7 protein-coding genes are annotated in these 12,918 nt (G+C 44.7%); 6 read left to right on the top strand and 1 reads right to left on the bottom strand.

Going from position 1 to position 12,918, the window contains the following annotated elements; all coding sequences use genetic code 11:
• Nucleotides 1-136: 136 nt before the first annotated feature.
• Nucleotides 137-1,468 (top strand): TAXI family TRAP transporter solute-binding subunit, encoded by a 1,332-nt coding sequence (locus QUA24_RS05720; protein WP_333227921.1) that lies wholly within the window; start codon nucleotides 137-139, stop codon nucleotides 1,466-1,468.
• Nucleotides 1,469-1,603: 135 nt separating this feature from the next.
• On the opposite strand, the gene ruvB is transcribed toward QUA24_RS05720, so the two are convergent.
• Nucleotides 1,604-2,701, bottom strand: a complete 1,098-nt coding sequence (gene ruvB, locus QUA24_RS05715; RefSeq protein WP_333227919.1) for a Holliday junction branch migration DNA helicase RuvB — start codon at nucleotides 2,699-2,701, stop codon at nucleotides 1,604-1,606.
• A gap of 71 nt (nucleotides 2,702-2,772) precedes the next feature.
• On the opposite strand from ruvB, the gene QUA24_RS05710 reads away from it, so the two are divergent.
• From QUA24_RS05710 to QUA24_RS05690, 5 genes are all read left to right on the top strand, one after another.
• Complete coding sequence (locus QUA24_RS05710; RefSeq protein ID WP_333227917.1) at nucleotides 2,773-3,312, top strand: hypothetical protein; 540 nt, start codon at nucleotides 2,773-2,775, stop codon at nucleotides 3,310-3,312.
• 181 nt (nucleotides 3,313-3,493) lie between these two features.
• On the top strand, nucleotides 3,494-4,345 hold the full coding sequence (locus QUA24_RS05705; protein WP_333227915.1) for an ABC transporter permease: 852 nt from the start codon (nucleotides 3,494-3,496) through the stop codon (nucleotides 4,343-4,345).
• 134 nt (nucleotides 4,346-4,479) lie between these two features.
• Complete coding sequence (locus QUA24_RS05700) at nucleotides 4,480-5,892, top strand: ABC transporter ATP-binding protein (RefSeq protein ID WP_333082265.1); 1,413 nt, start codon at nucleotides 4,480-4,482, stop codon at nucleotides 5,890-5,892.
• Between the two features lie 15 nt (nucleotides 5,893-5,907).
• Entirely contained in the window at nucleotides 5,908-7,428 is a 1,521-nt protein-coding gene (locus QUA24_RS05695; protein WP_333227913.1) for a methyltransferase, read from the top strand.
• A 46-nt stretch (nucleotides 7,429-7,474) separates the two neighbouring features.
• Nucleotides 7,475-12,802 (top strand): glycosyltransferase, encoded by a 5,328-nt coding sequence (locus tag QUA24_RS05690; protein WP_333227911.1) that lies wholly within the window; start codon nucleotides 7,475-7,477, stop codon nucleotides 12,800-12,802.
• Nucleotides 12,803-12,918 lie beyond the last annotated feature (116 nt).

Here is a 12,918-nt window from a genome sequence, read left to right as displayed (position 1 = left end):
TGGGAATTGGGCATCGGGCATCGGGCATCGGGCATTGGCTCCTCCACTATCGGGCGCGTCGAATTTCCGGAGTCCAATTTTCATTTTCAACTACAATACTTTTGATTTTGCCATTATTGATGGAGTCTCAACCTTAATGCAAAATAAATTTCTGTTTCCCATTGCTCTATTAAGTGTTGTCTTGATTGGAGCTTTTGGGTGGAATCTGCACCAAGACAAACAGCGAGTCCATGAATTAACCCTGGCGACTGGAACGAAAAGCGGGAATTATTATCCTTTCGGGCAGGCAATTGCTGAGGTAGTTACCCAACAAAATCCGCGTCTACGAATTCGAGTTATTGAGACTCAAGGTGCTGAGGAAAATATGCGCCTGCTTCAGGCAAATGAGGTGCAGTTAGCGATCGTGCAGAACAATACAGAGGGGGGGCCTTCTGCGAGGGTAGTGGCTGCTTTGTTTAAGGAGGTTTTTCACTTAATTGTTTCAGAAAAGTCTGGTATTCAAAATGTTGCTGATTTACAGGGAAAAAATATTGCGCTGATGGCTGAAGGCAGCGGTTCTTACACTTCTTTTTGGTTGGTCAGCAAACATTACGGTTTGAAAGAAAGCGATTTTAAGTTTACTGCTGGCTCTTGGGATGACGCTACTAAGTTGTTTGCTAGTGGCGAGGTTGATGCTATTTTTAGGGTGCTACCTCCGGGGAGCAATGTTGTTAGCGATTTGTTGCAAAATACCCTGGGCAAGTTGGTGCCGATTGACCAAGGAGCTGCGATGAGAATTAAAGTGCCTTATCTGGAAGCTGATGTGATTCCCAAAGGTACTTACAAGGCAGATCCTGCGGTTCCCGATGCGGATTTACCCAGCGTTGGAGTGCAGGCTAATCTGCTGGCTGGGGAGGATCTAGATCCGATAATCGTCAAGGAAATTACGCGAATTTTGTTCGAGCATCGCCGCAACTTGGTAGCTGCTAATTCCCTGGGAGCTATGATTAGTCAGCCGGGAGGCAGCGGGAGTTTGTCTTTGCCCGTTCATGAGGGGGCTCAGGCTTATTACGATCGCGAAAAGCCGGATTTTGTTGCTGCTAATTCTGATGCTATCGGTTTGTTTTTGTCCATCGGCACTCTTTTGGCTTCTTGGCTTTGGCAGTTGCGATCGCGCTTTTTGCAGAAACAAAAAAATCGAGCTGATAAATTTAATTTGGATATTTTAAGTTTGATCCAACAAATTCGCCAAGCGCAAACTTTGGAAGAAATCGATCGGTTGCAGGCAGAGTTATTTAATATTTTTAATCAAGTGATTGTGGATTTGGATGAAGATCGGATTGATTCTGAATCTTTTCAATCTTTTACTTTTACTTGGGAAACTGCGATTAAGATTGCAGGGGAACGAGAAAAAATTCTGCGGAATGTGCAGTTTGTTTCCAATTGTGTAGAATCTGATGCCACTATTATCAAAGAGCGGGAGATTTAATTTATATTCCTCGTTGGCACTTGGGCTGGAACGCCGAGAGGTTCGTAGTTGCTATCTTTGCGCCCCAAAGTTTGTAGTTGAGATCAAGTCCTAAAGCGCAACTACAAACGGAATGGCTGCGTAATTCAGCAATTTCTACTCCTTTGAGCCGATGAAGCCTAAGTGTTTCCAAGCAGCGGCTGTAGCAATTCTGCCGCGACTTGTTCGCTGCAAAAATCCGATTTGCATTAAATAAGGTTCGTATACATCCTCAATTGTTTGAGTGTCTTCTCCTGTGGAAGCTGCGAGAGTTTCTAAACCCACCGGGCCGCCGTTAAAGTTTTCGATCATTGCTGTCAAAAGGCATCGATCTGTCCAATCCAAACCTAGCGGATCGACGTTGAACAATTCGAGGGCGACTGATGCAATTTCGGCATTAATTGGCTTTAAATTTTTGACTTCGCTGTAGTCTCTAACTCGCCGCAGCAAGCGGTTAGCGATCCGGGGGGTTCCGCGGGCTCGGCGGGCAATTTCTGTGGCTCCTTCTGGGGTGATTTGAGTGTCGAGAACTTGGGCACTTCTTTGGACAATTAGACTAAGTTCGTCTATTTCGTAGTACCGCAATCTTTGGATCAATCCGAAACGATCGCGCAATGGAGATGTCAGCGATCCGACTTTTGTAGTTGCTCCTACTAAGGTAAAGGGTTTGAGGGGAATGCTGCGAATTTTGGCACTTTTGCCTTGACCGATCGTAATATCTAACCGACAGTCTTCCATCGCCGGATAGAGGATTTCTTCTGTAACTTTAGATAAACGGTGAATTTCGTCGATAAACAGCACGTCGCCTGCTTTGAGGTTGATCAGCAATCCGACAATATCTCGCGGTTTTTCTAAAGCTGGGGCGGTGGTGATTTTGCATTCAACTTCCATTTCTGCTGCTAAAATTAGCGACATTGTAGTTTTTCCCAACCCTGGAGGCCCGTAGAGTAACAGGTGATCCATAGGTTCGCCGCGAGATTTGGCTGCTGCAATTGCGATCGCCAAAACTTCTCTCAAGTCTTTTTGCCCGATGTATTCAGCTAGCCGTTGGGGTCGGATTTTGTCGTCTTGTTTACTGTTGATTTCGTCGGGTAACTCTTGCGATTCTAGCAAAGATTCCGCCTGGGGTTTGGCGGCTTTTTTGCGACGGGCCGGGGCTATGTCTTCAGGTAGATTTGGATCGGGAGGCTGTTGTTTGGAGGATATAATAGCCATATTTATCTGCGTTCGGGCAGCGGGAATTGTTTACACTTGTTAGCAGAATCTTTAAAATTATTGAGTTCGTTATGAGTATTCCATCTTCTTTATTAGCATCCGAAAGCATAACTTTTGAGGGGGCGATCGAGCTGACTCAATCTTTACTGTCGTTCATGGAGGCCGATCGACTTTTACAAGCCGACATCCAGCAAGCTGTTACATCTCTGGTGAAAACACAGAACGGTGCTAGGGGGTTTTTTGTCACCTATCTAACGGACGATCGACAGGAGGCAGATCATCCGTCACCCGGAGTAGTCGAGGCGCTGCGATCGGCTCCTGAGATCGTAGCAGAACTGCTGGTGAAAAATTTGGCGATGTCGGCGGCAATGGTTGTGCATCATTCGCGCCAGCAAAAGCAGGAAATGGCGGCCGATTCTGCTAGAGTGCAGGAGCGATCGCGCAATTTAATTCAAATGCTGCAAATGCCAGCCTGTCAAACTATAGCGTCGCAAATGCTAGAAAGTTTGCAGAGTGCCAACGGCGAGTATGAAAAATTTTTCCAGCGGTGGGGGTACGACGACGAGCAAAAACTAGCGATCGGTTCGGCAGTTCGATCGGCGATCGGCTAAAATAACCTCCGAAGGAAGGGGAAAGAAGAAAGAAGGAATAAGCCCAAGCCGGGGTGGCAGATGCTTGATCAAAACGACGGGGCTGTGGAATAATTGCGGTTTAACAAAAGCTGCACAATTGTAGCTTGAGTTGATTTAGGTGTGAAGGTAGTGAACGAGGGCGAAAAAATTGCTGAGAACGGTGAAAGGAGTTGCCCAAAAGGCCCGAAGGGTGCGCGGCCGGCGGCCGGCAAGTACGCCCCGGCGGTGGGCGAAGCTGAATCTGCTGGCAACACTGGTGCGCCGGGACTTGGAATCTCAATACAAAGGCTCGATTCTGGGCAATTTGTGGCCGCTGCTGAATCAGCTATCGCAATTGGTGATTTACACATACGTATTTTCGATCGTCCTCAAGGTAAAGCTCAGCCTTGCAGGCTTCCCAGAAAACAGCGACATTACATTTGGAGTCTGGTTGTTTGCAGGTTTGCTGCCTTGGACTGCCTTCACCAGCGGTTTGATCAAGTCGGCAGTATCGGTGGTTGGACAGCCGAATTTAGTCAAAAAAGTGGTATTTCCTCTCGGTTTACTGCCGCTAGTGCCGATTTTTACAGCTTTTCTTGAAAGTTCTCTGGGTTTAGCAGCTTTGATTGTGATAGTAGCAGTGTCGTCGCAAAAGCTCAACGCTACTTTATGCTTGCTGCCGCTAGTGTGGATACCTCAGTTACTGATAACTGCTGGTTTGGGATATTTGACAGCGGGCTTGACTGTATTTTTGCGAGACATTCCTCAGACATTAGGTGTTATTCTAAATTTTTGGTTTTATTTGACGCCGATCGTCTACCCAGCATCAATCATCCCCCAAGATTGGCGAGTGTGGATATTTTGGCTGAATCCAATGGCCACCATCTCGGAGGTTTATCGAGACCTCATACTGCTTGGAGAAGTTAAGCATTGGGGCGAATGGGGTGTCGCCACGCTAATTTCTGCGGCTATATTTTGTGGAGGTTTGGCGGTTTACCGGCGTTTGCGTCCCGCTTTTGCTGACGTGCTGTAAATTTGTTTGAGATCTACAGTCAATCTAAAATCTAAAATCTAAAATCTAAAATCGATTGTGCTGTAAATATGTTTGAGATTTCAAGTCAATCTAAAATCTAAAATCTAAAATCTAAAATCGATTGACTGCCGCCAATGACAGAAAATGTAATTTCACTAAAAAATGTTTCCAAATGCTTTAAGCGGTACGATCGTCCAGGAGACCGCTTAAAGGAAATTATTTACCCCAGCAAAAAACTGGCTGACGAATTTTGGGCCCTACACGACATCAATCTGGAAATCCCTCAAGGACAAACTCTGGGAATCGTCGGTCGCAATGGTTCGGGAAAAAGCACTCTCCTGCAAATAATTGTGGGGACGCTCACACCTACAACAGGAAGCGTCGATGTTAAAGGCCGAGTATCCGCTTTGTTAGAACTCGGGAGCGGGTTTAACCCGGAATTTACTGGGCGACAAAATGTGTTTTTTAACGCTCAGTTACTGGGATTCAATCAAAAAGAAACTGAAGAAAAGTTTGACGATATAGCTGCTTTTGCTGATATTGGGGATTTCATTGAACAGCCAGTCAAGACTTATTCTAGCGGTATGTTTGTCAGGCTAGCTTTTGCCGTTGCAACTAGCGTCGAACCCGATATTTTGGTGGTTGACGAGGCGCTTTCGGTGGGCGACGAAGCTTTTCAACGCAAGTGTTTTGCCCGCTTGCAAAGCATTCAGGAAGGTGGCGGAACAATTTTATTTGTTTCTCACGCTGCTACTTCTGTGGTGCAACTTTGTACCTCGGCCATTTTAATGGATAGCGGTGAATTGCTGCTCGCTCACACGCCGAAGGTGGTAATTTCTAAGTATCAAAAGCTGATTTATGCCGATCCGGATCAGGTTTTGGGGTTGAAGTCAGATATTAGAACTCTGAACCAACTGACAAAACAGGAAAGTCAAGACCAGCTTCAGGATGCTAATTTAGAAAGCACAAAGAGGGAAGTTAAACCGGAGCAACATCTTTCTAAACCCCAGGAATATTACGATGAATTTTACGATCCGGGGATGATACCGTCGAATACGGTAAGGTATCCGTCTCGTGGAGCGGAAATTATCAACCCCCACATCGAGACGCTGAAGGGAAAGGTGGTAAATCACTTGCTAGGTCGTCAAGATTATATTTATACTTACTCTGTCACTTTCTCGCGGTCAACTTCCAAGGTTAGGTTTGGAATGTTGATTAAAACAATTAGCGGTTTTGAGTTGGCGGGTGCTTCTTTGAAGGCTTCTACTCAGTCAGTTAGGTACGTGGAAGCAGGAACGACAATTGTAGTAAAGTTTCATTTTAAATGTTTGCTGAATCCCGGTGTTTATTTTCTGAATGCTGGAGTTGTGGGAACGGTAGATGGAGATTTAACTTATCTGGATCGCTGTGTTGATGTGGCGATGTTTAGAGTTCAGTCTTGTACTGAGTCTTGCGGTAACGGCATCGTTGACTTGCTGATCGAACCGTGTTTAACTGTTGTTAATGCTGATGCTCTAGTAAAAGAGCAGTCAACAGAGGTTATCTAAAATTCTGTAAAAACAATGAGCGATATCAATTTAGATTTAGTCGAAAATCCCGTAATCAAAGCATTTATTCAAGATCAAACTAAGTTTCCTGAAAATTTTAAACTGAATATCTGCGAAGACGATGAAATGTATTTGTTCAGCTTGAACAACGTCAAAGACGATCGCGATCGCGCTTTGGTGCGCTATTACTCGATAGGGCGTCGCATCTTGGATACGGTTAAACAAGTTGTGGAATGGCATTTTGGCAGTTTTGAAAAGGTACCCTCTTTTCTAGATTTTGCTTGTGGTTACGGTCGATTTACCAGATTTTTGATTCAGGAAATACCGCCGGAACAAATTTGGGTTTCTGATATTTATGCTAACGCAGTCAAGTTTCAAACTGACTACTTGGGCGTCAACGGTATTGTCTCAACTGGGAAACCAGAAAATTATTTAATTGACCGCAAGTTTGACTGTATTCTGGCTAATTCTTTTTTCAGCCATATGCCGGAAAGAACTTTTACAAGTTGGTTGCAAAATTTGTACGATTTGTTGACTCATAACGGCATTTTGATGTTCAGCGTACACGATGAGTGTTTGCGCCTAGCCAATATAGAAATGCCGGCTAATGGTATTTTGTTTAGTCCTCAAAGCGAAAGCCAGTCTTTAGATAAGGAGGAATACGGCACAACTTATGTAACTGAAAAGTTTGTGAGAGAATGTGTCGAGCGAGTTAGCGGAGGCAAAGCTTTTGTTCACCGCATCAAAAAAGGTATATGCAGATTTCAGGATTTGTATGTTGTCACAAATGAGCTAGTTAGAGATTTTTCGGAGTTGAAATTCAATCATCACCCGGAAGGATATATTGATGTTGCTGCTTTTACGAATAAGGAGAATTTGTATCTGGAAGGATGGGTAGCTGATGTGAATCTCGACGGTCGAATTGAGGAGCTGCAAGTGCTGGTAAACGGCGAGGTTGTACAGAGGTGCGAGCCTTTTTACGATCGCCCGGATGTGGCTGGATATTTTGAAAATGATGGGGCTTTGCAGTCCGGGTGGAGGTGTTATTTACCCAAAAACACTGTAGCGCTGCAGGATGTGTTAATAGTCAAAGCAATCAATAACTATGGTTTGGCATGGATTCTGGAAACTTGCACTGTTAAATCGCTGATTAACCAAAGAGAATCGCAGTCTTTATTGGGTTCTAATCAGACAAAACTAAAATTACTTGAGACTCAGTTAGAGTCGGCTAGGATGGAATGGGAGCAAAATCAAAGTAAGTTAATGATTACTCAAACAAAGTTGGAAGAATCTCAAACAAATTTGCAAGAATCTCAAACTCAATTAATTTCCGCTCAAATGCAATTGGAGCAAACTCAAAATCAGTTACTAGCTGTGCAAACGCAGTTAGAGAAAACAGAAAATCAGCTAATTAATCTCAAGCAAGAACTAGAGCAAGCGAAGTGTCGGGTTTTGGCAATGGAAAGCAGCAAGTTCTGGAAGATTAGAAGCGCGTGGTTTCAAGTCAGGCGCTCCCTGGGCTTAGCGGGAGATTAGTGAGTAAATTTGGTTGGTGTGGGTATTAGGGCGAGGGAGATAAATTGTGAGTACTAATGACAGCAAACCGTCGGTTTTTATTGTTACCGGAATGCACCGTTCCGGTACGTCTTTAACAGCTTCTTTGTTTCAGAAAGTTGGGGTTGATATTGGCAAAAAGTTAGTGGGCCCGGCCGACGGAAATGTGAAAGGTCATTTCGAGAATGTTGATTTTGTGGAGTTTCACAAAAGTGTTTTACGATCGCACGGTATTGATGAACTCGGCTGTACGTTTGAAAAAACGATTCCGGTAGCACCAGAATACGTCGAAATCGCCAAAAGGGCGATCGACCAAAATCAACAAACTCACAAACATTGGGGTTGGAAAGACCCGCGAACAGCCCTTTTTTGGGATTTTTGGCTGAATTTGCTCCCTGAAGCTAATTTTATCTGTGTTTATCGATCGCCCTGGGAAGTAGTCGATTCCCTTTATCGCCGGGGAACCGATGTCAGCTTGCTGCAAAATCCCGAAATGGCAGTAAAAATGTGGATTCACTACAATCAAAAAGTTTTAGAACTTTACGAACGCTTTCCCCATCGCTGTCTCCTCGCCAACGTTTACCCCATCGGGAACACTCCTGAACTTTTCCTCGATCGAGTCAACGAAAAATTTAATGTTAACTTAGGTACGATACCGGGCGACAATTTTGAAGAATCTTTATTAGTCAACGATATTGTCAAAAGTCACAGACCAAGTTTAATAGAAAAATATTTTCCCGAAGCATTAGAACTCTATGAACTTTTGGAAACCCAAGCTGGGAATCTCAGCAGCGAATCGAAAGGTGCGATCGATCAAGTTATTCATTTCCCAGCATCTCCAATCTGGCCATTTGAAGATTGGCTAAAAATCCGCTTGCTGGAAAAACAGCAAAAAACTAGCTCTTCCGAACTCAAACAGTGGCAAGAACAATTTCACCAGGCCCAGGCGAAAGTGTTGGGATTAGAGACAGAATTAGGAGCAACTCAAGTACAGCTTGCAGGCAAAGAATCAAATTTTCAAGAAGCTTTAGCAAAACTCCTGGGATTAGAAGCAGAATTAGGACAAACTCAGGTACAGCTTGCCGGCAAAGAATCGCAATTTCAAGAAGCTTTAACAAAAGTCTTAAAATTAGAAGCAGGATTAGGGCAAACTCAGGTACAGCTTGCCGGTAAAGAATCGCAATTTCAAGAAGCGTTAGCGAAACTCCTGGGATTAGAAACAGAATTAGGACAAACTCAGGTACAGCTTGCCGGCAAAGAATCGCAATTTCAAACAGCTTTAGCGAAAGTATTAGAATTAGAAGCAGAATTAGGGCAAACTCAGGTACAATTTGAAGAGACTGAATTTATATTGCAGCAAAAGTTAGCTGAGTTAATTCAGCTAGAAACAGCACAAAGTCAAACTCAGGAAAGATTAGAAAACTCCCTCCAGGAAAATGAAATTTTTCGGGCAGAACTTGCTATAATCAAGTCTTCAATATGGTGGCAAGTGAGAGAAAAGTTGTGGGACGTTCAGCGAAAAATCCGCGACTTGTTCCCTAAATTTATTTTTTCGTTAGATCAACCCACTACTTGGCAAGTTTGTGATTCCAACCTGCTAATTGTTGGCTGGGTTTTTAACCAAAAAAGAGAGACTACAGCAGTCCGCGTCAGAATTAAAGACCAGAGTTTCGTAGGCGTTTACGGCATAGAGAGAAGTGATATAGCGCTAGCACACTCTAATATTCCCGCTGCGAAGAAATCTGGTTTTACAATTCAATTGGAAGCGCCTGCCGGACGACACGAAGTGCTACTGGAAGCCCAAGACGATCGAGGTAAATGGCATCTTTTGGCAGCTTATCCGTTGTTAGTTTCAACGATTCAAGCATCGTTAGATGTACCGGTGGTGTGGGAACAGCGTCAGGGCCAAATTTTGTTTGCAGGTTGGTGCTGCCACCACGATCGCAAAATTGCTAAATTAAGCTTGTTGTGCGGCGATACTTCTGTAGAATGCGCCTACGGTTTACGACGAAAAGATGTCGGGGAAGTGTTTCCCGACTGGGTTAACAGTTCGGAAAGCGGTTTTGAGGCCCTTGTGGATTTGCCGCCAGGGGAATGGCACGTTTCTCTGCAAGCTGAGTTAGAAACCGGGGAAATTTTGTCTTTTCAAGCGCCGAAAAAATTGACGGTGCGGCGCTACCATCTCTGGCAGCGAAGTGCAGATAAATTTGAGGAGTTATCAAGGTTTACAGCCGCAATTCAGCAGCGGGCCAGGGAAAGAAAACAGCGTCTTGGTAGAATTGTGCCCTTGCCCTGGGAAATTGTGAAAGTGCTCCGCCAGTTGGGGAAGATTTATCGGCAGCAAAAACAGTTTAGTGCGCCGGGAGATTTACTGCCACCGGCGGGTTTTGTGGTGCCTCAACCCATTGATAGGTATGACGCTTGGCTGGAGGTGAATCAGTGGAACGATCGCGCGCGCGATTATTTGATTTCTCGGTTAAAATCCTGCCGGGAACCGCTGCCAAAAATTTCCGTGGTGATGCCAGTTTACAATCCGCAGATAGATTTTCTCGAAAGTGCGATCGACAGTGTAATCAATCAAGTTTATCCAAACTGGGAACTCTGCATTGCCGATGATTGCAGCACCGAATTTACTGTTGCTGAAAATTTGAAAAGCTGGGTTCAAAAGGACGATCGTATCCGCATCACATTTCGTACAGAAAACGGCAACATCAGCGCAGCTACCAACAGCGCCGCCGCCCTAGCAACAGGCGACATCATCCTGTTTTTAGACAACGACGACGAACTCACTCCCGACGCCTTAGGCGAAGTCGCCCTATATTTTGCCACCCATCCAGCCACCGATTTTCTCTATTCCGACGACGACAAAATCGACACTAAAGGTCGCCGATTCGCCCCGCAATTCAAACCGGAATGGTCGCCGGAACTGCTGCTTTCCTATATGTATCTCGGTCATTTGTGCGCTGTCAGAAAACACATTTTTGAACAAATAGGCGGTTTACGGATAGGTTTTGAAGGCTCGCAAGATTACGATTTTGCCTTGAGAGCCACCGAAATTTCTCGCCACGTCGCCCACCTGCCGCTAGTGCTGTATCACTGGCGAACCGCACCCGGTTCTACAGCCATATCTGGGGCCGCGAAACCCGCCAGTTTTTCCGCAGGTCAAAAAGCCATTCAAGACGCACTAAACCGCCGCCAAATTAACGGTAATGTCGCTCAGCACGCATGGGCGATTAAAGAAAATTTGGGGATATTTGCCCAGGATTTCCCTGATAACGGCCCATCAGTAACGGTAATTATTCCTACTAAAAATCAGCTCAAATTGCTGAAAGCCTGTCTGGATTCTCTACAAACTACAACATACAAAAATTATCAAGTTGCCGTCATTGACAACGAAAGCGACGACCCGAAAACTCTGGAATACTTAAAGGAATTAAGTTGCCAAGTTTTGCGGATAAAAAATCCTGGCGGCAAGTTTAGTTTTGCAGCAATTAACAACCGCGCTGCGGAACAAGTTGACAGCGAATATGTGTTGTTTTTGAACAACGATACTGAAGTAATTAACCCGCGCTGGCTGAGTCAAATGGTGGGATACGCTCAAATCGCAGGCGTGGGTGCAGTCGGCGCGCGGCTGTTATATCCCGACGGCAGAATTCAGCACGCTGGCGTAATTCACGGGCTGCATCACGGTTTGGCTGGTCATGCTTTTAAGCTGATGGACAAGAATAATCGAGGCTATCTTTCTCAAGCGATGGTAACGCGAAATTACTCTGCGGTAACAGCCGCTTGCACGATTACTCCGCGTCAATTGTTCTTAGAATTGGGCGGTTTTGATGAGGATAATTTTGCTGTTGCTTACAATGATGCAGATTACGGATACCGATTGTTAGAACGCGGTTATCGGTGCGTATATTGTCCCGATGCGGAATTGTTGCACAAAGAGGGAACTTCTAGGGGTTTTACCGACAATCCTCAAGAAGTGGCGGCTTTTAGGCGCAAGTATGCGGGGAAAAATGACAGTTTTTACAGTCCTCACTTGTCTTTAGAAGATGAGTATTTTCATATTCAACCTCGACGGGTTTTTATGAAGGAAGAAGGTTCGGCAACGGATTTTGTAACGGATGTAACGGATGTAACGGATAAGGAAGAAGTAAAATTTAATAATTCTGGTTTGTTGGTAGCAGAAGCAGAGAATTTGATTCATCCTATCAGAGTTTTGATGTGCAGCAATTCGCTGGATTTTACGGGGGCACCGCTGCATCAGTACGAAATCGCGGTGAAATTGGCGGCAGAGGGTGTGATTAAGCCGATCGTACTTTGCGTAACAGACGGGCCCCTGCGTCAAGCTTACGAACAGCAGGGAATTGAAGTCATTGTGCGCGACAATCCTCTCGAACACATCTATCAGCGCGATGCTTATGATGAAGCCATCCGCAGTTTTAGCACAGAAATTGCCAGTTTAAAAGTAGATGCAATTTATGCCAATACTTTAGAAAACTTTTTTGTAGTTGATGCCGCGCGGCAACTCGAAACTCCTACAGTGTGGAACGTGCACGAAAGCGAACCTTGGCAAACTTATTTTAACAGATTTGGTTCGGAGATTGCGGCGAGAGCTTTAGAGTGTTTTCGCTTTCCTTACAAAGTGATTTTTGTGGCCGATGCCACGCGGGACAGGTATTTGCCTCTCAACAGCCACCACAATTTTACAGTGATTCACAATGGCTTAGATTTGAGCAAACTGGAAAATTATGAGAATTCTGAATTGGCTAGAAAAACTTTAGGTGTTGCAGCGGAAGATGTGGTAATTTTGCTGCTGGGAACGGTATGCGAACGCAAAGGTCAGCAGGATTTAGTTAAGGCACTTTCACTTTTACCTGATAAATGGCACAATAAGATTAGGTGTTTTATTGTGGGCGATCGCCCCAGTATTTACAGCAATAAATTAGCCGAGTTGGTGGGGGAATTACCAGAAGAGTTGCGGCAAAGGGTGACAGTAGTCCCGGAAACTGGGGAGACGGGAAAATATTACAAAGCTGCTGATATTTTTGTTTGCACTTCTCGCGTCGAAAGCTTTCCCAGAGTGATTTTGGAGGCGATGGTCTGCGATTTGCCAATTGTTACATCGCCGGTTTTTGGAATTAAAGAACAAGTGCGGCCTGGAATTAATGGTTTGTTTTATACGCCCGATCGCCCGGACGAATTAGTTGCAGCTTTGATTAGTTTACTGGAGGACAAATCTTTGCGGCAGCAGTTGGCTGAAAATGCTAAATATGTCTTGGATTCACTTAATACTTTTGAGGAAATGACTCAAGCTTATGCAGAGATTTTCTGCGAAGCATATTTCAGCCGTCATTAGTCATTTTACAGTGCCAGCGTCCCCGCCCGTGAAGGGCAGTAACTCACATCCTAAACTTTTGGCAGGATTTAATATAATTGGCCAAGAATTGCGGAACATATTGAAAATTGAGCCAT

This window comes from Microcoleus sp. Pol12B5 (genome assembly GCF_036701335.1).
In the GTDB taxonomy this organism is placed as follows: Bacteria; Cyanobacteriota; Cyanobacteriia; order Cyanobacteriales; family Microcoleaceae; genus Microcoleus.
The sequence above is the reverse complement of the archived record's forward strand: the minus strand, read 5'-3'. Positions and strand labels throughout refer to the sequence as shown.